Origin of the sequence: Mesorhizobium australafricanum, from assembly GCF_033977265.1 — a bacterium.
GTDB lineage: Bacteria > Pseudomonadota > Alphaproteobacteria > Rhizobiales > Rhizobiaceae > Mesorhizobium > Mesorhizobium australafricanum.
In genome coordinates this window covers 289,996-309,626 of the sequence record NZ_JAVIIT010000005.1, presented here as the reverse complement: position 1 = coordinate 309,626, position 19,631 = coordinate 289,996, and the positions used below count along the sequence as shown (strand labels likewise).

The window sequence follows — 19,631 nt, the reverse complement described above, 5'->3', positions numbered from 1 at the left end:
ACGGCCAGAAACCCGGCTTTTTGCCTTCTCACAAAGGGTTACGCCTCGTTACCGTCTTGTTCTTGACGTCAAGAACCATCATATTTCGCGCAGGCATGCTGGAGCCCTGCCAGCGGCGCCTGGTCCCAAAAGGACCTGTCACCGGACGGGGCAGAAGCAACAGAGGATTTCCAATGGCTGATCCCATTCGCAACTACCAGACGGGCGCCGCCTCCGGCGCGCGCGTCGATATCGATCAGGGCCTGCGCGCCTATATGATCAAAGTCTATAACCTCATGGGGCTTGGCCTTTTGATCACCGGCCTTGCCGCCTGGGGCGCGTTCCAGCTCGCCATCACCGGCGACGGACAGCTGACCGCCTTCGGCCAGCTCATCTATGCCAGCGCGTTCCGCTGGGTCGTCATCCTGGCGCCGCTCGCCGCGGTGATGTTCCTGTCGTTCCGCATCCAGACGATGAGCGTGGGGGCGGCGCAGGCCACCTTCTGGGTCTATGCCGGCCTTGTGGGCCTGTCGCTGTCGACGATCTTCCTCGTCTACACCGGCACCAGCATCACCCAGACCTTCTTCGCCACGGCCGCGGCCTTTGGCGGTCTGTCGCTGTACGGCTACACGACCAGGCGCGACCTGTCGGCGTTCGGCTCGTTCCTGGTCATGGGCGTAGTCGGCCTGCTGATCGCGATGCTGATCAACATCTTCCTGCAGTCGTCGGCGCTTGGCTTCGCCATCTCGGCGATCGGCGTGCTGGTCTTCGCCGGCCTCACCGCCTATGACACGCAGGCCATCAAGGAGATGTATTACGAGGGCGACCAGTCCGATGTCGCCGGCCGCAAGGCGATCATGGGCGCGTTGAGGCTCTATCTCGACTTCATCAACCTGTTCATGTTCCTGCTGCAGTTCATGGGTCAGCGCCGCTAAAGGCGGTTACCCGGTCTCACTGGACTATAGACTTGCGAAGGGCGGCCCAACGGCCGCCCTTTGCTTTTGTGTGCTCCTCTGCTCTCATCGAGGCAGGGAAACAAGCTGTATAAATTATGAGCAATATCGCGATCAGAGTCGCCACGCCGGCCGACCTCGACCGAATCACGGAAATCTACGCCGACGCGGTCGCGCATGGCACGGCGAGCTACGAGCTGGAGCCGCCCAGCCGCGTCGAAATGGGCAACCGATTCGACATCTTAGCGGCGGGCGGCTTTCCCTATCTGGTGGCGCAAAAGAACGGCATTGTGCTCGGCTATGCCTATGCCGGACCGTTCCGGCCGCGCCCAGCATATCGATTCGTCATCGAGGATTCGGTCTATGTCGCGCCCGAGGCCAAGGGGCAGGGCGTGGGCTCACTGCTGATGCAGGCGCTGATCGAGACGGCACGCGCGGCGGGCTTCCGCCAGATCATCGCGGTGATCGGCGACGGCCACGCGGACAGCGCTTCGGTGCGGCTGCACGAGAAACTCGGCTTCCGCCATTCCGGGCGCCTGGAGGGGTCGGGCTACAAGCACGGTCGCTGGCTGGACACGGTGTTCATGCAGCTGTCGCTGAATGGCGGCGCGGAATTGCCGCCCGATCCCGAATCACTGCCGGAACGGAGGTTTCGCGAGGGGGCTCAAGGGTAATTGAAGAACTGACACCCGGCGCTAAGCGCTTTTTTCCTCAGTTCCTCAATTCTTCAGTTCCTCAATTCCTCTTTTCCCGCTAGGCCTCGACGACCCTCAGCTTGGCATCGAACACGCCAAGCACACGGCCGAGTTCCTGGCTGCGTTTCAGGATGCGGCCGCCGGCGGCGATGACGGCGAAAGCGCCTTGCCGGCGCGCCAGCTTCGGGTCCTTGACGATCTGGAACAGCGGCACTTCGCTGGCCCGGCGGAAAACGGAAAAGACTGCGCGATCAGTGAGATGATCGATGGCATAGTCGCGCCATTCATTGGCCGCCACCATGCGTCCGTAAAGCCTGAGTATCTGGTCTAATTCACGCCGGTCGAATCGCACCGGCTGATCGAGGCGTGCGCTGCGCGCCTCGTGCAACGGGATCAATATTCCGGATGCTTCCCCATCCTCCGTCCCGCTGCTGTGATCGGTCATGCCTCGATCCTTCGATTGAATCATGCGCCGGCCAAGGTTCGCGCTTTCATGATGGAATTGCAAGGGCACGATGGCATTGCAAGGTCCGGCTAAGCACGCGCACGGTCGCGCGGTTTCCCAAACGTCCAGTCACGTTTGCGAAACACATGTTGGAATTGGTGATGCTCCGCCACATTCTCGCCACAAATAATCCGCGCTCATGCCCCAATGTCCGACGAATTTACCGGCGTTGCCTGAGACGGTTCGGTCCGGCACCGGCTCGTAAACCCCAAGCCCCCCGCCCACGGGTCAGCGTCGGATCGAACCAACCTCGGTTTTTCCTTGGAAAAATCAGGTGCGACGATCCCAAAACCTGAATAACCGGCGTCAGTAGCAAGCTGACGCCGGTTTTTTGTTGGGCTGGCGGGACTCTCCTTCTCCCCCTGCGGGAGAAGGTGGATCGGCGCGACAGCGCCGAGACGGATGAGGGGTGTTCCAGCGGAGTGAGACGTGGGTGTTCCCTGGAACACCCCTCATCCGTCGCCTTCGGCGACACCTTCTCCCACAGGGGGAGAAGGGAAAAAGCTTAAAGCCGATCCGGTTTGCGGATGAAGGCGGCGCCGAGGATCGGCCCGGGCATGCCGTCCTTGCCGACCGACTGCAGCAGCACGGCGCAGCCGCCCTTCTTGGCGATCTCGGTCATCGGCAATTCGTAGCGCTGCGCCTTGCCGTGCCACATGCCGGCGGTCTGGATGTCGGAGACCGCGTTCCAATAGGTCAGGCTGCGGCCGCTGTTCTCGCCCTGGCCGATCTGCACCATCTGCGGCGGATCGAAATAGACGATCACCACATGGGCATCGGCCGGACCGTTGCCGGCGTCGCCGGCGTCGATCATGACCCGGTCGCTGGTGCGGCTCACCTTGATGCCGACGCGCATGCCCTCGCCGGTCCTGTCCATTCGGGCCAGCGCGCCGTCGACCTCGTTGCGGCTGGCGCCGTTGACGTGGCTGCGGCCGTTGATGACGGCTTGCGGCGTGTAGACCGAGCGGCTGCCGAAGGAGCGCATATAATCATACTGCCGCTCGGTGTTTTTCTTGGTGCTCAGCGTGTCCTGCCAGCCGAGATAGTCCCAGTAATTGACGTGGTAGGCGAGCGCGACGATGTCGTCCTTGCCGGCGAGCTCGGCGAAGAACTCGTCGGCCGGCGGACAGGAACTGCAGCCCTGGCTGGTGAACAATTCGACCACGCCCAAAGGCTTTTCACTTTGGGCCCTGTCGGTCTGCGGCTTGTCGGTCTGCGGCTTCTCAGGCTCGGCTGCCAGGGCCACGCCGCCCAACGCCGTGAGGGCCAGCGCCAGTGCCGCAAGCCGCAATCGTCCTCGAAATGCCATGACTTTTCCAATTCCCGCCGGTGACGCCGGCCTTGTTCTGATTGCTAAAATATGTGGCAGAAGCGACAGTCAACGGGAAGTCACGTTGCAGTGAAATTTTGCGGTTGCAACCTCAGGTAAGGGGGCAATAGGAGAGGCCATTGCATTTCAAGGCGTGGTTCGGTTCGGGAGCAGCATCCTCACCATGTGGCAAACTCTCCTGACCCCCGTCGATCTCTATTGCGAACGGACCGGGCCTGGACTCTGGGCAGAGCCGGCTAATGCTTTGACCAACCTGGCTTTCATTGCCGCGGGACTGTGGGGCGTCCGGCAGGTGCGGCGGTACAAGACCGGTGCTTTCGCCGAAGTGCTGGCCTGGTGGGTGGTGGCGATCGGCATCGGCTCGACCCTGTTCCACACCTTCGCCACCAAAGGCACGATCTGGGCCGACATCCTGCCGATCGCCAGTTTCACGCTGGCCTACACGCTGTTCAACCTGCGCCGCTTCCTCGACATTTCGTGGGGCAAGGCGATCCTGGTCTTCGTCGCCTTCTATGTCGTCGCAGGACTGATCACCTTTGCCGTGCCGGACTGGCTGCGCCAGGCTTCGAACGGCACCACCAGCTACCTGCCGCCTTTCCTGGCGCTTGCCTTCTTCGGGGTGTGGGTAGCAGCCACCGGCAAACGGGCCGGCTGGTACAATCTAGCCGGGTCGGCGATCTTCGTCGTCTCGGTCATCTGCCGCATGATCGACCCTATCGTCTGCGCCAGCTTCCCGCTCGGCACGCATTTCCTCTGGCACGTCTTCAACGCGCTGATGCTGGCTGTGCTGCTGGCGGCGACGGCAAGGTTTGGGGCGCCGAAGCTTAGGCAGTAGGCAGTAGGCAGTAGGCAGTAGGCAGTAGGCAGTAGGCACCCTGTTTCCCTACTGCCTATTGCCTAAGCCCTACTGCCTGGCCGCTACGCGGCCAGATCGCGCAGCACGTATTGCAGGATGCCGCCGTTCTTGAAGTAGTCGAGCTCGTCCAGCGTATCGATGCGGCAGATGATCGGGACATTCTTCACCGTGCCGTCACCATAGGTGACCTTGGCGACCATCTTCTGGCGCGGCTTGATCGCGTCCAGCCCGTCGATCTCGACCAGCTCGTCGCCCTTCAGATTGAGGGAGGCCCATGAGGTGCCGTCCTCGAAGACGAAGGGGATGACGCCCATGCCGACCAGGTTGGAGCGATGGATGCGCTCGAAGGACTGGGCGATGACCGCGCGGACACCAAGCAGATTCGTTCCCTTGGCCGCCCAGTCGCGCGAGGAGCCGTTGCCGTATTCGACGCCGGCGAAGATGACCAGCGGCACGCCTTCCTGCTTGTATTCCATCGCGGCGTCGTAGATCGACATCTCCTCCTTCGAGGGGTAGTGGATCGTGTAGCCGCCCTCGCGGCCATTCTCGCCCAGCATGTGGTTGCGGATGCGGATGTTGGCGAAGGTGCCGCGCATCATCACCTCATGATTGCCGCGCCGCGTGCCGTACTGGTTGAAGTCGGCGACGCCGACGCCATGCTCGGTGAGATATTTGCCGGCCGGCGAGGCGGCCTTGATCGAGCCCGCCGGCGAGATGTGGTCGGTGGTGATCTTGTCACCGAACAGACCGAGCACGCGCGCCCCCTTGATGTCGCCGACCTTGCCGAAGGAGCGGCCCATGCCGGCGAAATAGGGCGGGTTCTGCACATAGGTCGAGTGATCGTCCCAGGCATAGGTCTGGCCTTCCGGCGCCTTGACCTTCTGCCAATAGGCGTCGCCCTTGAAGACGTCGGCATATTTGCGAGCGAACAGCTCGCGGGTGACGTTCTTCTCGATGAACTCCTGGATCTCGGCCGAAGTCGGCCAGATGTCCTTGAGATAGACCGGCTTGCCGTCGCTGCCTTCGCCGAGCGGCTCGGTGGTGAGGTCCTTGGTCACCGTGCCGGCCAGCGCGTGCGCGACCACCAGCGGCGGCGAGGCGAGGTAGTTTGCCTGCACATCGGGCGAGACGCGGCCTTCGAAGTTGCGGTTGCCGGACAAGACCGCGGCGGCGATCAGGCCCTTATCGTTGATGGTCTTCGAGATCGGCGCCGGCAGCGGGCCGGAATTGCCGATGCAGGTGGTGCAGCCGAAGCCGACCAGGTTGAAGCCGATCTGGTCGAGTTCCTTCTGCAGGCCCGATTTCTCGAGATACTCGGCGACCACCTGGCTGCCGGGGGCGAGCGAGGTCTTGACCCACGGCTTCTGCTTCAGGCCGCGCCGGTTGGCATTGCGGGCCAAGAGGCCGGCACCGATCAGCACGCTCGGGTTGGAAGTGTTGGTGCACGACGTGATGGCGGCGATGACGACATCGCCATGGCCGAGATCGTAGTCGGTGCCTTCGACCGCATAGCGCTTCGAAATCTCGGCGGCCTTCTTGTATTCGGTCTCCATCGCCTTGGCGAAGCCGGCGGGGATATCCTGCAGCGCAACGCGGCCTTCGGGCCGCTTCGGGCCGGCCATCGACGGCACGACGTCGCCGAGGTCGAGCTCAAGCAGGTCGGTGAAGACCGGATCGGCCGAGCCGGTATCACGCCACATGCCTTGCGCTTTCGAATAGGCCTCGACCAGCGCGATGCGGTTCTCCTCGCGGCCGGACATTGTCAGATAGCGGATGGTTTCCGAGTCGACCGGGAAGAAACCGCAGGTCGCGCCATATTCGGGCGCCATGTTGCCGATGGTGGCGCGGTCGGCCAGCGTCATGTTGGAGAGGCCGGGGCCGAAGAACTCGACGAACTTGCCGACGACGCCCTTCTTGCGCAGCATCTGGGTGACGGTGAGCACCAGGTCGGTGGCGGTCACGCCCTCCTTCAACTTGCCGGTGAGGCGGAAGCCGATGACCTCCGGCAGCAGCATGGAGACAGGCTGGCCGAGCATCGCGGCCTCGGCCTCGATGCCGCCGACGCCCCAGCCGAGCACGCCGAGGCCGTTGATCATGGTGGTGTGCGAATCGGTGCCGACGCAGGTGTCGGGATAGGCGACCGCCTCGCCGTCCTCTGCGTTGGTCCACACCACCTGTCCGAGATATTCGAGGTTGACCTGGTGGCAGATGCCGGTGCCGGGCGGCACGACGCGGAAGTTGCGGAAGGCCTGCTGGCCCCATTTCAGGAACTTGTAACGCTCTTCGTTGCGCTCATATTCGAGCTCGACATTGCGGGCGAAGGCCATCGGCGTGCCGAACTCGTCGACGATGACGGAGTGGTCGATGACGAGGTCGACCGGCACCAGCGGATTGATCTTCTCCGGGTCGCCGCCGAGCGCCTTGATGCCTTCACGCATGGCGGCGAGGTCGACCACCGCCGGAACGCCGGTGAAATCCTGCATCAGCACGCGGGCCGGGCGATAGGCGATCTCGACGCCGGCGGTGCCCTTGTCCGTCAGCCAGGCGGCGACCGCCTGGATCGATTCCTTGGTGACCGAGCGGCCATCCTCGTTGCGAAGCAGGTTCTCCAGCAGCACCTTCATCGAATAGGGCAGCTTTGCGATGCCGGTGAGGCCGTTCTTCTCGGCCTCGACCAAGTTGAAATAAACATAGTCGGCGCCACCTGCGGTCAGGGTGCGGCGGCAATTGAAACTGTCGAGGGATTTCGTCACGGCGATCCGTCCTTGTCTGTTCAGCCTGAAAGGGAACGGACGCCGTTGGCATGCAATCACGCGCAAAGGTGCGGGTACGGCCATTTCCGCTGTCCGTTCCCGAGCAACCCGAGCCGTTCAAGGCGGCGCGTGCGCTGGTTCGGCGCTAATCCTGTTCCCGCGCCGACCGCTGGCACGGATGAACCGCATATAGAGAATTTCCTGGAATAGTTCTAGACAGTCGAAAGACGAATTTGCGTGAGGCGGCGAGCGCCGCGAAACGGTGCTTTCGGGACGGGCAAGGAATGCGGCTGATCGCCGAAAATCTGGGCGGCGAGCGCGGCGGCGAGGCGGTTTTCTCCAATATCGGCTTCGCGCTCGACAAGGGCGAGGCGCTCATCGTCAGCGGTCCTAACGGCTCGGGCAAATCGACGCTGCTGAGAGTCGTCGCCGGGCTATTGCCGGCCGCTGGAGGCAAAGTGCTTGTCGAAGGCGGCGGCGAGGCATTTCCGACGGTCGCCTCGGCCTCGCATTATCTGGGCCATCTCAACGCGATGAAGCCGGCGCTGAGCGTGGAGGAGAATCTGGGATTCTGGCGGGCTTTCCAGGGCGAGGCGGCGTTGAGCGTCGAAGAGGCGCTGGAGACGGTGGCGCTTGGCGGGCTCGGGCATTTGCCCTTCGGTTATCTGTCGACCGGGCAAAGACGGCGTGCCTCGATCGCGAAGCTGCTGGTCAGCAGGCGGCCGATCTGGCTGCTCGACGAGCCAACGGCGGGGCTGGACAAGGCGTCGGAAGAGCGCTTCGCGGGGCTGATGCGGGGACACCTGGAGGATGGGGGGATTTTGGTGGCGGCGACGCATCTGCCGCTCGGCCTGGACGGGGCGAAGGCGCTGAGGATGGGGGATTGATGTCGGTGCGAGGCACCCCCCTCTGGCCTGCCGGCCATCTCCCCCGCAAGGGGGGAGATCAGCAGCTTTGCCGACGGCACTCTCCTACCAACGTTGGAGATTGGCGAAAGCCTGCGCGACCTTCGATCTCCCCCCTTGCGGGGGAGATGGCCGGCAGGCCAGAGGGGGGTGTGCCGGAGCGCCAGCCTCGCCAAGGGATTCCTTCCTGATGTGGTCCCTCTTCCTGCGCGATATCCGCCTTTCGATCCGCGCGGGCGGTGGGGCGTTGATCGGCGCGATCTTCTTCCTCGCCGTCATCGTCACCATCCCGTTCGGCGTCGGACCCGACCTCAACCTGTTATCGCGCATCGGCCCGGCTATCCTGTGGATCGCCGCTTTGCTCGCCTGCCTGCTCGGTCTCGACCGGCTGTTCCAGGCCGACCGCGAGGACGGCTCGCTCGATCTTCTGGTGCTCAATAGCGACCGCCACATGCTGGCGCTGACGGTGCTGACGAAATGCCTGGCGCATTGGACGGGCAGCGTGCTGCCGCTGGTGGTCGCCGCACCCTTGCTCGGCCTGTTCATGAATATGGAGCCGCTGGGCATCGGCGCCACGGCGCTGACGCTGTTTGTCGGCACGCCGGCCATCACCTTCATAGGTGCTGCCGGCGCCGCTGTCGCGGTGGCGCTGCCGCGCGGCGGGCTCTTGATCTCGGTGCTGGTGCTGCCGCTCACCATTCCGGTGCTGATCTTCGGTGTCTCGGCCAGTTATGGCGCTGTCGCCGATCCGGCGCCGTTCCTGCAGCCTTTCCTCATTCTTGCCGCGCTGACGCTGTTTCTTGCCGTGCTGGGTCCCTTGGCGGCGGCGCTGGCGCTGCGGCACGGGACGGATTGAGGCGACAGGGGCGTTCCTTCAATGCGGCACCGCGACAAATTGCGCGACGGCCGCGGCGGGGCTAGAGCAATTCCAGGAAAAGTGCGAGCGGTTAAGTTCGGCGCCTTCGCCGTAACCTTCCGCCCGGAATTGCGTCAAAACAAGGAAATAGAGCGGATAGCCGTTTCCGTGAAACGGTGAAACGCTCTAAGGGAAGACATGATTGGAACGATTGGCACGGCGGAGAGTGGGGAGCGGCTGGCATGAGCGCGCACGCCCTGTTCGTCACCGCCGCTTATGCCATCACGGCCGTCGTGCTCGCCGGGCTGATCGGCTGGATCCTGCTCGACCAGCGGGCGCGCAAGCGCGAGCTCGCGGCGCTGGAAGCGGCCGGCGTGCGGCGGCGCTCCGACAAATCCGGGTCGACAAAACCATGAGAACCGAGACCGAAGCGCCGGCGCCTCGGCGCCGCCTGTTCGTGCTTTTGCCGCTCTTGGTGTTCCTGGGGCTGGCGGGGTTGTTCCTGGCGCAGCTTCTGTCAGGCCGCGATGTCGCTGAAATCCCGTCGGCGCTGATCGGCCTGCCGGCGCCGCAGACCAGCCTGCCGCCGCTCGAAGGCGTGAACCTGCCGGGGCTCGATTCCAAAAACTTCGCCGGCAAGGTGACGCTGGTCAATGTCTTCGCGTCATGGTGCGCCCCGTGCCGCGAAGAGCATCCGGTGCTTCTCGGCCTGTCGCAGGACAAGCGCTTCACGCTCGCGGCGCTGAACTACAAGGACCAGCCGGAAAACGCCCGCCGCTTCCTTGGCGATCTCGGCAATCCGTATCAGGCCGTCGGCGTCGACCCGGCCGGGCGCGCGGCTATCGATTGGGGCGTCTATGGCGTGCCGGAGACCTTCGTCATCGGCAAGGACGGCAAGATTGCCTACAAGCATGTCGGGCCGCTGACGCCGGAGTCGGCGCGGGACCTGCTGTTGCCGCAGATCGAGAAGGCGCTGGCGGCGCCGGGCTGAGGCGCCCCCTCATCCGGCCGCTACGCGGCCACCTTCTCCCCGAGGGGAGAAGAGGTTGGCGCCGGCGCTTACTTGCTCCTCTCCCCTCGGGGAGAGGTCGGATTGCCCCGAATTGCCCTTCGCAATTCGGTTGGCGATCCGGGTGAGGGGCGATCGCTCAGCCGTAGATCTGCTTGTGGATCTGGTAGAGCATCTCGGAACGGTCGGCGCGCAGATCGGCGAGATCGCGGCTGGACAGGTTCTCGATTTCGGCGACGAGGCGGTTGTAGTGGCGGCGCTTGGCCATGCTGGCGCGGGCGCGGGAGACAAGATTGTCGAACATGACAGGGTTCCTTTAAATGCCGCACTGGTGCGGCCGGTTGTTCCTCCCTGACGATTGTGAGCATGACATAGGGATGGTGCATTGCAAAATAAAGATGTTGCAATGCACCATTGCAATTAGCGCATAGCCGGTTAATTCCGAACTAACAGGCCATGCGCCCAGCGCGGCATGCAAGGGCCCACTTCACCCAGTTCTTCTCCGTTTTTGTCATACAAATTGCCGTCTTGCCGTCTTGCCAGATCGGTTGCGGGCTGGCTTGATCCACCCCGTCACGTGATGCCGGGAGGAAATGCATGGCGGCCGCAGCCTATTACGAGGTTCTCGATCCGCGCTTCGCGCGCCTGTTCAACGGCAGCGCGCAGGTGGAGAAGCTTTTCACCGGATGCCGGTGGGCGGAAGGGCCGGCCTGGTTCGCCGCCGGCCGCTATGTCGTCTGGTCGGACATCCCCAACAACCGCATGCTGCGCTATGACGAGACCGACGGCAGCGTCAGCGTGTTTCGCCAGCCGTCCGGCAATTCCAACGGCAACACGGTCGACCGGCAGGGCCGGCTGGTGACCTGCGAGCATTCCGGCCGCCGCGTCAGCCGCACCGAGCATGACGGTTCGGTCACCACCATCGCCGACAAATGGAAAGGCAAGCGGCTGAATTCGCCCAACGACGTAGTGGTGCGCTCCGACGACTCGATCTGGTTCACCGATCCGAGCTATGGCATCGACACCGACTATGAGGGCGACAAGGCCGAGAGCGAGATCGGCAACTGCAATGTCTATCGCGTCGATCCCGATACGGGCGATGTCGAGGCGGTCATCACCGATATGGTGCGGCCGAACGGGCTTGCCTTCTCACTCGATGAAAGCCTGCTCTATGTCGTCGACACCGGCCGCACGCATGGCGAGAAGAACCCGGCGCATATGCGCGTCTTCACTGTCGGCAAGCATGGCAAGAAGGTTTCGGGAGGCAAGGTGTTCGCCGACTGCACGGCCGGCCTGTTCGACGGTTTCAGGCTCGATTCGGACGGACGCATCTGGACAAGTGCGGCCGACGGCATCCATTGCTACGACCCTGACGGCACACTGATCGGCAAGGTCAAGGTGCCGGAAGTGACCGCCAACTGCGTGTTCGGCGGCAACAAGCTCAACTGTCTCTACATCGCCGGCACCACCTCGCTCTATATGGTTCGGCTGATGGTGAACGGGGCCAAGACCTATTGAGGCGAGACCGTTTGGAAATTCTACCCCGGCGGCCATCTGCCGGCGTTTTCTGCGCTTCCGCCTTCGCCGGCCGGAGCCTCATGCGTGGTCGCGCGGTTGCGGCTACGGTCGCCGTAGGCCGGTACTCGAAACCGCTACCAGATGACTTGCCGGAGCGAATTTCGAAACAGTCCCGACCGCGTGTGCAATTGAACGGGAGGACATCATGCCATTCGTCAACATCCGCATCGTCAAGGAAGTGATCGCCGCCGATCCGGCCGGCAAGAAGGCTGACATCGCCAAGAAGGTCACCGCGGCCATCATGGAGGCCACCGGGCTCGGCAATGACGATGTCTGGGTGGTGTTCGAGGAGGTCAACGCCCGCGACTGGTATGTCGGCAAGACCGATGTCGAGACGCTGAGGAAGGGGTAGGGCTCTCCCTTCTCCCCTTGTGGGAGAAGGTGGCCTCGCGAAGCGAGGTCGGATGAGGGGTGTTCCAGCTTGGCGACGCCGTTTGTCCAGCGAGGAGGTCGCCAACGTCTCACTCCGCTGGAACACCCCTCATCCGTCTCGGCGCTGCGCGCCGATCCACCTTCTCCCACAAGGGGAGAAGGGAAGACCGCTCACCGCCCGCGAATAAACCCGGCGAAAGCCCGCACCGCTCCGCGTATCGCCTGTCGGTTCGTCGGCTCGGCCAGGATTGCCTCCATCTCAACCGGCTTCTTGCCCAGCAGCGCGATCTCCAGCGCCACCTCCTCATAGAGCGCGAAGGACATGGTCCGCATGATCTCGCTCAGCGCGGCGCGCGCATAGAGCGACCGGGCCGAGGCATGGACCAGCATCGCCGGCTTGCCGACGGCGGCATCGCGCGACACCAGCCAGTCCAGCGCGTTCTTGAGGCCGCCGGGCACGCCATGCGCATATTCCGGGCAGGAGACGACGACGCCATCGGCGCGGGTCACCGCCTCGATCAGGCGCGCCGCTTCGGGCGGCGTGCGCTCGCCCTCGTCGTCCGGGTTGAAGATCGGCAGCCGGCCAAGACCGTCATAAACCTCGACGCGGCAGTCCGCGGGCGCGTTGGCGGCTAAAGCCGCCACCAGGGCCGAGTTGGTCGAGGCGGCGCGCAGGCTGCCTGAGATGGCGATGATGTTCAGCATTAGAGCAATTGCAGGAAACCCGTTTCACACTTTTCCTGGAATTGCCCTAGTTTCCGGCTTTCTCTTCCTTGGGTTTTTCCTCAAGCGAGTGGCGCATGATCAGCGGCATCTGGCTGAAGGTGAACAGCAAGGTGATCGGGATCGTGCCCCAGACCTTGAAATAAAGCCAGGTCGCCTCGGAAAAGTTGCGCCACATGACCTCGTTGAGCACGGCGAGGAAGAGGAAGAACAGCCCCCAGCGGAAAGTCAGCTTGCGCCAGCCTTCGGCATCGAGCTGGAAAGCGGAATCGAAGACATAGCCGAGCAGCGACCTGCCGAACAGCAGCCCGCCGAGCAGCGTTACACCGAACAGCGAGTTGATGATCGTCGGCTTCATGAAGGCGAAGGTCTTGTCCTGCAGGTAAAGGGCGAGCGCGCCGAAGACGAAGACGACGATCGCCGAGACCAGCGGCATCAGCGGCAGGCTGCGCGTCAGCAGCCAGGAAGCGCTCAGCGACAGCGCCGTCGCGACCATGAAGAAGGCGGTGGCGATCAGGATCGGCTCGCCGAGATGGGCGAGCACCGGGAATTTCTCGGCCAGCCACTCGCCGCGGATGGTGGTGAAGAAGAACACCAGGCCCGGTCCGAGCTCGAGCAGGAACTTCAAGCCGGGGTTCATCGGCTTGCGGCGTGGATCGGACGGGTCGCGTTCGAGGATATTCATAAAAACCCTTCTTGCGCATGATCTGGCCAAAAAGCAGGCCGTTTCAAGAGATCACGCCTTATTCAAGCCACGCCGGCGATTGCTCTGGCGAATTCGCTGGCGGAAAACGGTTCGAGGTCGTCGACCTGCTCGCCGACGCCGATGAAATAGACCGGCAGCCGGTGCTTGGCGGCGATCGCCACCAGAATGCCGCCGCGCGCCGTGCCGTCCAGCTTGGTCATCACCAACCCATTGACGCCGGCGACGTTGCGGAAGATCTCGACCTGGTTGAGCGCATTCTGGCCGGTGGTGGCATCGACCGTCTGCAGCACCGTGTGCGGCGCTTCGGGGTCGAGCTTGCCCAGCACGCGCACGATCTTTTCCAGCTCCGCCATCAATTCGGTCTTGTTCTGCAGCCGGCCGGCGGTGTCGATGATCAGCACGTCGGAGCCGGCCTCCTTCGCCTTTTCGAAGGCATCGTAGGCGAGGCCGGCCGCATCGGCGCCGAGTTTCGAGGCGACGACCGGCGATTTCGTGCGCTCGCCCCAGATTTTCAGCTGCTCTATGGCGGCGGCGCGGAACGTGTCGCCGGCCGCCAGCATCACCTTGAGGCCGCCATCGGTGAGCTTGGCGGCGAGCTTGCCGATGGTCGTGGTCTTGCCGGTGCCATTGACGCCGACGACCAGAACGACATGCGGCTTGTGGCTGAGATCGAGCTCGAGCGGTCTGGCGACCGGGGTCAGCACCTTCTCTACCTCCGCCGCCATCACGGCGCGGACTTCAGCGTCGGAGACGTCGCGGCCGTAGCGGCTCGCCGCAAGCGAATCGGTGACGCGAAGTGCTGTCTCCACGCCAAGATCGGCGCGGATCAGCACGTCCTCCAGGTCCTGCAGCGTGTCGTCGTCCAATTTGCGCTTGGTGAAGACGCCGGCAATGTTGCCGGTGAGCTCGCGCGAGGAACGGGCGAGCCCATCGCGCATGCGCTGGAACCAGGAGCGCCGAGGCGCAGGCTCGGGCGCTTTTACCGGCTCTGCCTTCTGCTCGACCTTTTTGGCGACGGTGACCTTGCCGGCGGGTGGCGTTAGCTGCGGTGCAGGCTGCGGGGCTGGCGGAACGGGCGCGGCCCCTACCTCCCCCTCGATGGGGGAGGTCCCGAGCGCAGCTCGGGGGTGGGGGTGACTGGCGCCGGCGTCGGCGCCGTCAACCCCCGCCACTTCGTGGCGACCCTCCCCATCAAGGGGAGGGTGGGGCGTTGGCACGGCTTCAGGTTCCGGTGCGATCTCGGCATGGATCGCCCGCGGCTCGATAGGCGCGGGCTGGCGGATGGGAGGCGAGATTTCGGCCGACGGCTCGACGGCCGGCGGCGCCGAAGGCGGCACCTCGATCGGCGCGGGCGTCTCGGCGGGAACCTCGCTGGGTGGGGACGGCACTTCCACAGGCGCGGGCTGCGGCTGCGGTTCCGGACGCGAAGGCTCGATCTCCGGCTCGGCCGGCGCGGGCGCAGGCACTTCCGGCGGCGCGGGTTCGGGCGCCGGTGTCGGCTTCGCAGGTTCAGGTTCCGGCTGTGCCGGCGGCACTTCCTCGGGCGCCGGAGGCTCAGGCTTCTCAGGCGCCGGTCGCGGCTCTTCTTCGGGCTGAGGCTGCGGCAGCGGTTCCGGCTCGGCAGGAATGGTTGGTTCCGGCGGCTGTGGGATAGCCGGCGTTGGCTCGGGTATCGGCTCTTCCGGAGCGGGTTGAATCGCGGCCTCTACCTCCCCCTCGATGGGAGAGGTCCCGAGCGCAGCTCGGGGGTGACCCACGTCGGCGCTGTCACCCCGCCCCGCCACTTCGTGGCGACCCTCCCCATCGAGGGAAGGGTGGGGCGCCGGCTCCTGCTTGCGCGCCAAAAGTTCCGGCTCAGCCTGCTCGGCTTCCGGCTTCAGCGTGTCCAGCGCGTCCCATCTGATCGGCGGCAGCGGCGCGGTCTCGTCGACGCGCTCCTCGACGACCTCTTTCTTGCCGAACGAAAATATCTTCTTGAAAAAACCAGCCATGCGTCTCGCAGTTTCTCAGGCGGCTTGCGCGGCAAGCGGCGCCGCGATCAGTCTGGCGCCGTCATCGCCGGTGATCATGGCGTCGACAATCTCGCCCGGCTGTCCAGCAGCGATCGCGGCGAGCGTGAACCCTTCGGTGCGGCCGAGGCCGTCGCGCTCGACCAGGATCGATTGCCTTGTGCCGGCGAGCGACGACAAATGACGACGATAAGCGGCCTCGCCGGCGGCGCGCAACCTGGCGGCGCGCGCCTTCACCACCTCGCGGCGGACCTGCGGCATGCGGGCGGCGGGCGTGCCCTCGCGTGGCGAGAACGGAAAGACGTGCAGATGCGTCAGGCCGCATTCCTCGACTATTCTTTCCGAATTCTCGAACATCGTCTCGGTCTCGGTCGGGAAGCCGGCGATGATGTCGGCGCCGAAGACGATTTCGGGGCGCAGCTTGCGCACATCCTCGCAGAAGCGGATCGACTGATCGCGCAGATGCCTTCGCTTCATGCGCTTCAGGATCATGTCGTCGCCCGACTGCAGCGACAGGTGCAGATGCGGCATCAGCCTCGGCTCGGTGGCGATGGCATCGAGCAGGTCGTCGTCGGCTTCGATGGAATCGATCGAGGACAGCCGGAGCCGCTTCACGTCCGGCACCTGGCGCAGGATCGCCTTGACCAGTTTTCCGAGCTTCGGGCTGCCTGGCAGGTCGACGCCGAAGCTGGTCATATCGACACCGGTCAAAACGATCTCGGCGTAGCCATTGCCGGTGAGACGCTTGACCTGCTCGACCACCGCGCCCATCGGCACCGAGCGCGAATTGCCGCGGCCGTAAGGAATGATGCAGAAGGTGCAGCGGTGGTCGCAGCCATTTTGCACCTGCACGAAGGCGCGCGCCCGGCCTTCGATGGCGTCGACCATGTGGCTTGCCGTCTCGCGCACCGAAAAGATGTCGTTGACGCGCGCCTTCTCGGTGTCGTTGACGCCGAAATCGGGCAGCGCGCGATAGGAGTTGGCCTTGAGCTTCTCCTCATTGCCGAGCACGAGGTCGACCTCGTCCATGGCGGCGAAATTCTGCGGCTCGGTCTGCGCCGCGCAGCCGGTGACGATGATGCGCGCGGCAGGGTTCTCGCGGCGGGCCTTGCGGATCGCCTGCTTGGCCTGGCGCACCGCTTCCGCCGTGACGGCGCAGGTGTTGAAGATGACGGCGCCGCCTTGGAGCGCGCCGAGGCCGGCGCTTTCGGCCTCGCGCCGCATCACTTCCGATTCATAGGTGTTGAGGCGGCAGCCGAAGGTGACGACGTCGATACCGGTCGTGGCGGAGGCTTTGGGGACCGCGCCTTTTTCAAGCGCGGACATCAGGCGGCGCTTTCGGTGTCGCGGGCCCACGTGCCGGTCGAGGGATCGAAGCTGCCGGAAAATTCCCATTCGGCGGCACCGGTCAGTATGACGTGGTCGTCATCGCGCCACTCGACATGCAACTCGCCGCCGCCCGGCGTCATCAGCGAGACGCTGCGGCCGGTGCGCTTGGTGCGGGCGGCGGCGACCACGGCGGCGCAGGCCGCCGAGCCGCAGGCCTTGGTGAGGCCGGCGCCGCGCTCCCAGGTGCGGATAATCATGGTTTGCGGCGACGTGACCTGGGCGATGGTGATGTTGGCGCGCTCGGGGAAGATCGGATGGTTCTCGAGCAGCGGGCCGAAACGGTCGAGCTCATAGGACCAGACATCGTTGTCGACCCAGAAGATGGCGTGTGGATTGCCCATCGAGACCGCAGACGGCGAATGCAGCACCGGCGCATCGATCGGGCCGATCTGCAGTTCGATCATGCGAGTATCGCGGAACTCCTCGGCGAGCGGGATATCCTGCCAGCCGAAGCGCGGCTTGCCCATGTCAACCGAGATCAGGCCGTCGGCGTGCTCCTGCGCATTCAGGATGCCGGCGCGGGTCTCGAAGGTGAAGGTCTTCTGCCCGGTCTCGGCGGCCAAAGCCTGCACCACGCAGCGCATGCCATTGCCGCAGGCTTGCGCACCGGATCCATCGGAATTCAGGATGTCGACATAGTAGGCGGTGCCGGCCGTGCGCGCATCATGGATCGCCATGATCTGGTCGAACTTGGTCGCGGCATCGCCGTTGAGGGCGATCGCCGCTTGCGCCGTCACCTTGTCGGCGCGGCCGCGCATATCGGCGACGATGATCTCGTTGCCGATGCCGTTCATCTTGGCGAAGGGGGCGGTGCCTGCCATCTAACCGGTCGTTCCAATTCCGTTGGCCAATTCCGTTTGGCGCTATATGGCGGAAACGGGCGGGAATTACCAGTCCGGCGGACGCTTGGTGACGACCAAGGGATCCCGCCTGCGACGACCAAGGGGTCGCGCCTGCGACGGTGAAGACGCCGCGCCTGCGACGACCAAGAGGTCGCGCCTGCGACGGCGAAGACGCCGCGCCTCGACGACCGAGAGGTCGCGCTTAGGTTACCGCGAAGACGCCGAGTAGGATCAGCAGGAAGATGATCAGGACGACGCCGATCAGGACGCGCGCACCGGTGGCGGCGGCACCTGCCAGCGCCGGCATGCCGAGCAGGCTCGCCGCGGCGGCGACAATCAGAAGGATGATGATCCACTTGATCATGGAAGAGGCTCCCAGCCGAGTTGCGTTGTGGATCAACGCGCCTTGTCGGCCTGGGTTCCTTGGCTAGGTGGCCGGCACGTCCCATACCTCTCCAGGCCTCAACGCTCGGAATTGCTCCGGCGGCAGGCCTTCCGCGGCCAGCGCCTCGGCGAGCTTTGCCGCCGGCTCGTCGACCGGCTCGTCGGTGAGATGGAAGGTGCCCCAATGGCAGCCGGCGGCGAACGCCGCCTTGCACAGCTTCATGCCTTGCACGGCTTCCTTGGGGTTCTGGTGCTGGGGCGCCATGAACCAGCGCGGCTCATAGGCGCCGATCGGCAGGATGGCGAGGCGAAAGCCGCCATGCTTCTCAGCCATCAGCCGGTAATTGATGCCGTCATGGAAGCCCGTATCGCCGGCGAAATAGATGTTGCCGCCCGCCGTCTCGATGACGAAGCTCGCCCACAGCGCCATGCGGCGGTCACGCCCGCCGCGCGCCGACCAATGATGCGTCGGCTCGACATGGATGACGGCCGCGCCGGCGTCGACCCTGTCGCCCCAGTCATGCACGCTGAGCCGCATGCCGGGCACAGCGCGGTTGATGACGGCATCGTTGCCGAGCGGCGCGACGACGCGCGCGTCGTGGCTCTGCCTCAACCGCTTCAGCGTGGCAAGGTCGAGATGGTCATAGTGATTGTGGCTGATGAGGACCAGATCGATCGGCGGCAGCTCGGCAAAGGCAATCCCCGGCGCATTTGCCCTTCTCGGACCGGCGAAGGAAAAGGGCGAGGCACGCTCCGACCATACCGGGTCGGTCAGGATGTTCAGGCCCGCCGTCTGGATGAGAAGCGAGGCATGGCCGACCATGGTAAGCCTGAGCGCGCCGCCGTCCACCCGATCGGCCGGCTTTGCTTGTGGATGGGGACTCGGAAAGGCGGCCGGCCATTTCGCCCGCCCGCCGCTGAATTGCCATCTGAGCAGATCGGTGAAGCGCCCTGGCGGCTTGCCGCCGGGATTGAAGAACAAGGTGCCGTCGAAATGATCGCTGGGCGGGCCGCTGTAGTAGCGGTTGGCGGTTGCTGTTCTCGCGGCCATTCTCTCTCCCGCCGGCTCGGTCCCTTCCTGAGATAAGGAAGCGCCTGCCTGGTGCAAGCATTTTGCTGGCGAATGCCAAGGGCCGAAGGTCGGCTTCGGCTAAAGCGCGTCGCGCTGAACCGGATTCAGGCGACGCGCTTAAAGTCTCTATTTTGATGCATGTCGTTGTCCCAGAACCGCTGCACACTTCTGGGCGAGATGCATTAGGATCGGGCGAGGGAGACGATCACCATGGTAATGAAGCGAACCAGGACACCGTGGATGAAGGCCGAGGATTTCGGCCGCTCGCTGCCGCAAGGACTGGGCGTCAACCTGCTGGTCACCGACATGGCGGCGATGGAGGCTTTTTGCCGCGACGTGCTTGGCGCCCGTATCATCTATGCCGATGAGGATTTCGCGGCGATCGAGCTGCTGGGCTCGATCTTCATGCTGCATGCCGACCATTCCTATCTCGACAATCCGATGACGGGCGTCGTCACTGGAACCGAAACGCGAGGCGTCGGCATCGAGCTGCGCCTTTACGGCGCCGATCCGGATGCGATCGAGAAAAAGGCGGCGGCACTCGGCCACATGGTGCTTGCCGGCTCGATCGACAAGCCGCACGGCCTGCGCGAATGCTATGTTGTTGGTCCGGATGGCTATGTGTTCGTGCCGAGCGCTCGAATATAATAGCGGTATTTCAACAATTTAGAGGACTGCTTCCGGCAATTTCCCGGCGCCGGCCCTCCGCTGCGAT

At 64.4% G+C, this 19,631-nt stretch carries 21 protein-coding genes; 10 read left to right on the top strand and 11 right to left on the bottom strand.

Features of this window, described 5'->3' with window-relative positions:
- The first annotated feature begins 173 nt into the window (after nt 1-173).
- On the top strand, nt 174-914 hold the full coding sequence (locus RFM98_RS12850) for a Bax inhibitor-1/YccA family protein (protein WP_320309210.1): 741 nt from the start codon (nt 174-176) through the stop codon (nt 912-914).
- A gap of 116 nt (nt 915-1,030) precedes the next feature.
- Entirely contained in the window at nt 1,031-1,606 is a 576-nt protein-coding gene (locus tag RFM98_RS12845; protein ID WP_320309209.1) for a GNAT family N-acetyltransferase, read from the top strand.
- A 79-nt stretch (nt 1,607-1,685) separates the two neighbouring features.
- Here RFM98_RS12845 and RFM98_RS12840 read toward each other — a convergent pair whose 3' ends face one another.
- The gene (locus tag RFM98_RS12840) at nt 1,686-2,072 is read right to left on the bottom strand and encodes a DUF2794 domain-containing protein (protein ID WP_320309208.1); all 387 of its coding nucleotides are present in this window, start codon (nt 2,070-2,072) and stop codon (nt 1,686-1,688) included.
- Between the two features lie 565 nt (nt 2,073-2,637).
- A complete protein-coding gene (locus RFM98_RS12835; RefSeq protein WP_320217921.1) occupies nt 2,638-3,441 on the bottom strand; it encodes a DUF1223 domain-containing protein in 804 nt (267 codons plus the stop codon).
- Nucleotides 3,442-3,625: 184 nt separating this feature from the next.
- On the opposite strand from RFM98_RS12835, the gene RFM98_RS12830 reads away from it, so the two are divergent.
- The gene (locus tag RFM98_RS12830; RefSeq protein WP_320309207.1) at nt 3,626-4,297 is read left to right on the top strand and encodes a ceramidase domain-containing protein; all 672 of its coding nucleotides are present in this window, start codon (nt 3,626-3,628) and stop codon (nt 4,295-4,297) included.
- Nucleotides 4,298-4,380: 83 nt separating this feature from the next.
- Here the strand turns inward: RFM98_RS12830 and acnA are convergent, their stop codons facing one another.
- Complete coding sequence (gene acnA / locus RFM98_RS12825) at nt 4,381-7,071, bottom strand: aconitate hydratase AcnA (protein ID WP_320309206.1); 2,691 nt, start codon at nt 7,069-7,071, stop codon at nt 4,381-4,383.
- Between the two features lie 284 nt (nt 7,072-7,355).
- On the opposite strand from acnA, the gene ccmA reads away from it, so the two are divergent.
- The 4 genes from ccmA to RFM98_RS12805 all read left to right on the top strand — a co-directional run bounded on the left by ccmA (nt 7,356) and on the right by RFM98_RS12805 (nt 9,823).
- Nucleotides 7,356-7,958 (top strand): heme ABC exporter ATP-binding protein CcmA, encoded by a 603-nt coding sequence (ccmA, locus tag RFM98_RS12820; protein ID WP_320309205.1) that lies wholly within the window; start codon nt 7,356-7,358, stop codon nt 7,956-7,958.
- A gap of 208 nt (nt 7,959-8,166) precedes the next feature.
- Nucleotides 8,167-8,832, top strand: a complete 666-nt coding sequence (gene ccmB / locus RFM98_RS12815) for a heme exporter protein CcmB (protein ID WP_320309204.1) — start codon at nt 8,167-8,169, stop codon at nt 8,830-8,832.
- Nucleotides 8,833-9,074: 242 nt separating this feature from the next.
- Nucleotides 9,075-9,248 (top strand): heme exporter protein CcmD, encoded by a 174-nt coding sequence (gene ccmD / locus RFM98_RS12810; protein WP_320309203.1) that lies wholly within the window; start codon nt 9,075-9,077, stop codon nt 9,246-9,248.
- On the top strand, nt 9,245-9,823 hold the full coding sequence (locus RFM98_RS12805; RefSeq protein WP_320309202.1) for a DsbE family thiol:disulfide interchange protein: 579 nt from the start codon (nt 9,245-9,247) through the stop codon (nt 9,821-9,823). The genes ccmD and RFM98_RS12805 overlap by 4 nt, the downstream gene beginning before the upstream one ends.
- Before the next feature lie 157 nt (nt 9,824-9,980).
- Here RFM98_RS12805 and RFM98_RS12800 read toward each other — a convergent pair whose 3' ends face one another.
- Complete coding sequence (locus RFM98_RS12800; RefSeq protein WP_224584863.1) at nt 9,981-10,145, bottom strand: hypothetical protein; 165 nt, start codon at nt 10,143-10,145, stop codon at nt 9,981-9,983.
- 293 nt (nt 10,146-10,438) lie between these two features.
- Between RFM98_RS12800 and RFM98_RS12795 the strand changes: the two genes are divergently transcribed.
- Both RFM98_RS12795 and RFM98_RS12790 read left to right on the top strand, forming a co-directional pair.
- Nucleotides 10,439-11,359 carry an SMP-30/gluconolactonase/LRE family protein gene (locus RFM98_RS12795; RefSeq protein ID WP_320309201.1) on the top strand — a complete coding sequence of 307 codons (921 nt, stop codon included), beginning with the start codon at nt 10,439-10,441 and terminating at the stop codon, nt 11,357-11,359.
- Between the two features lie 205 nt (nt 11,360-11,564).
- Nucleotides 11,565-11,771, top strand: a complete 207-nt coding sequence (locus RFM98_RS12790; RefSeq protein ID WP_010912352.1) for a tautomerase family protein — start codon at nt 11,565-11,567, stop codon at nt 11,769-11,771.
- Between the two features lie 191 nt (nt 11,772-11,962).
- Here RFM98_RS12790 and RFM98_RS12785 read toward each other — a convergent pair whose 3' ends face one another.
- The 7 genes from RFM98_RS12785 to RFM98_RS12755 all read right to left on the bottom strand — a co-directional run bounded on the left by RFM98_RS12785 (nt 11,963) and on the right by RFM98_RS12755 (nt 18,895).
- Nucleotides 11,963-12,496: an NADPH-dependent FMN reductase gene (locus RFM98_RS12785; RefSeq protein ID WP_320309200.1), complete on the bottom strand. Its 534-nt coding sequence runs from the start codon at nt 12,494-12,496 to the stop codon at nt 11,963-11,965.
- A gap of 46 nt (nt 12,497-12,542) precedes the next feature.
- Nucleotides 12,543-13,199: a septation protein A gene (locus tag RFM98_RS12780; protein WP_320309199.1), complete on the bottom strand. Its 657-nt coding sequence runs from the start codon at nt 13,197-13,199 to the stop codon at nt 12,543-12,545.
- Between the two features lie 62 nt (nt 13,200-13,261).
- Nucleotides 13,262-15,211, bottom strand: a complete 1,950-nt coding sequence (gene ftsY / locus RFM98_RS12775) for a signal recognition particle-docking protein FtsY (RefSeq protein WP_320309198.1) — start codon at nt 15,209-15,211, stop codon at nt 13,262-13,264.
- 15 nt (nt 15,212-15,226) lie between these two features.
- Nucleotides 15,227-16,555, bottom strand: a complete 1,329-nt coding sequence (mtaB, locus tag RFM98_RS12770) for a tRNA (N(6)-L-threonylcarbamoyladenosine(37)-C(2))-methylthiotransferase MtaB (RefSeq protein ID WP_320309197.1) — start codon at nt 16,553-16,555, stop codon at nt 15,227-15,229.
- Nucleotides 16,555-17,439, bottom strand: a complete 885-nt coding sequence (dapF, locus tag RFM98_RS12765; RefSeq protein ID WP_320309196.1) for a diaminopimelate epimerase — start codon at nt 17,437-17,439, stop codon at nt 16,555-16,557. The genes mtaB and dapF overlap by 1 nt, the downstream gene beginning before the upstream one ends.
- A gap of 223 nt (nt 17,440-17,662) precedes the next feature.
- A complete protein-coding gene (locus tag RFM98_RS12760) occupies nt 17,663-17,824 on the bottom strand; it encodes a DUF1328 domain-containing protein (RefSeq protein WP_320309195.1) in 162 nt (53 codons plus the stop codon).
- Between the two features lie 63 nt (nt 17,825-17,887).
- Entirely contained in the window at nt 17,888-18,895 is a 1,008-nt protein-coding gene (locus RFM98_RS12755; RefSeq protein WP_320309194.1) for an MBL fold metallo-hydrolase, read from the bottom strand.
- A gap of 231 nt (nt 18,896-19,126) precedes the next feature.
- Here RFM98_RS12755 and RFM98_RS12750 point away from each other — a divergent pair, with 231 nt between their 5' ends.
- On the top strand, nt 19,127-19,564 hold the full coding sequence (locus tag RFM98_RS12750) for a VOC family protein (RefSeq protein ID WP_320309193.1): 438 nt from the start codon (nt 19,127-19,129) through the stop codon (nt 19,562-19,564).
- The last annotated feature ends 67 nt before the right edge of the window (nt 19,565-19,631 follow it).

What these genes read in the sequence shown, in the direction of transcription:
- ftsY (WP_320309198.1), bottom strand. Translation starts at nt 15,211, where the DNA reads ATGGCTGGTTTTTTCAAGAAGATATTTTCGTTCGGCAAGAAAGAGGTC.
- ccmD (WP_320309203.1), top strand. Translation starts at nt 9,075, where the DNA reads ATGAGCGCGCACGCCCTGTTCGTCACCGCCGCTTATGCCATCACGGCC.
- ccmA (WP_320309205.1), top strand. Translation starts at nt 7,356, where the DNA reads ATGCGGCTGATCGCCGAAAATCTGGGCGGCGAGCGCGGCGGCGAGGCG.
- RFM98_RS12850 (WP_320309210.1), top strand. Translation starts at nt 174, where the DNA reads ATGGCTGATCCCATTCGCAACTACCAGACGGGCGCCGCCTCCGGCGCG.
- RFM98_RS12790 (WP_010912352.1), top strand. Translation starts at nt 11,565, where the DNA reads ATGCCATTCGTCAACATCCGCATCGTCAAGGAAGTGATCGCCGCCGAT.
- RFM98_RS12780 (WP_320309199.1), bottom strand. Translation starts at nt 13,199, where the DNA reads ATGAATATCCTCGAACGCGACCCGTCCGATCCACGCCGCAAGCCGATG.
- RFM98_RS12845 (WP_320309209.1), top strand. Translation starts at nt 1,031, where the DNA reads ATGAGCAATATCGCGATCAGAGTCGCCACGCCGGCCGACCTCGACCGA.
- RFM98_RS12805 (WP_320309202.1), top strand. Translation starts at nt 9,245, where the DNA reads ATGAGAACCGAGACCGAAGCGCCGGCGCCTCGGCGCCGCCTGTTCGTG.
- RFM98_RS12840 (WP_320309208.1), bottom strand. Translation starts at nt 2,072, where the DNA reads ATGACCGATCACAGCAGCGGGACGGAGGATGGGGAAGCATCCGGAATA.
- RFM98_RS12785 (WP_320309200.1), bottom strand. Translation starts at nt 12,496, where the DNA reads ATGCTGAACATCATCGCCATCTCAGGCAGCCTGCGCGCCGCCTCGACC.
- RFM98_RS12830 (WP_320309207.1), top strand. Translation starts at nt 3,626, where the DNA reads ATGTGGCAAACTCTCCTGACCCCCGTCGATCTCTATTGCGAACGGACC.
- RFM98_RS12750 (WP_320309193.1), top strand. Translation starts at nt 19,127, where the DNA reads ATGGTAATGAAGCGAACCAGGACACCGTGGATGAAGGCCGAGGATTTC.
- RFM98_RS12795 (WP_320309201.1), top strand. Translation starts at nt 10,439, where the DNA reads ATGGCGGCCGCAGCCTATTACGAGGTTCTCGATCCGCGCTTCGCGCGC.
- ccmB (WP_320309204.1), top strand. Translation starts at nt 8,167, where the DNA reads ATGTGGTCCCTCTTCCTGCGCGATATCCGCCTTTCGATCCGCGCGGGC.
- dapF (WP_320309196.1), bottom strand. Translation starts at nt 17,439, where the DNA reads ATGGCAGGCACCGCCCCCTTCGCCAAGATGAACGGCATCGGCAACGAG.
- RFM98_RS12800 (WP_224584863.1), bottom strand. Translation starts at nt 10,145, where the DNA reads ATGTTCGACAATCTTGTCTCCCGCGCCCGCGCCAGCATGGCCAAGCGC.
- RFM98_RS12755 (WP_320309194.1), bottom strand. Translation starts at nt 18,895, where the DNA reads ATGGCCGCGAGAACAGCAACCGCCAACCGCTACTACAGCGGCCCGCCC.
- RFM98_RS12760 (WP_320309195.1), bottom strand. Translation starts at nt 17,824, where the DNA reads ATGATCAAGTGGATCATCATCCTTCTGATTGTCGCCGCCGCGGCGAGC.
- mtaB (WP_320309197.1), bottom strand. Translation starts at nt 16,555, where the DNA reads ATGTCCGCGCTTGAAAAAGGCGCGGTCCCCAAAGCCTCCGCCACGACC.
- RFM98_RS12835 (WP_320217921.1), bottom strand. Translation starts at nt 3,441, where the DNA reads ATGGCATTTCGAGGACGATTGCGGCTTGCGGCACTGGCGCTGGCCCTC.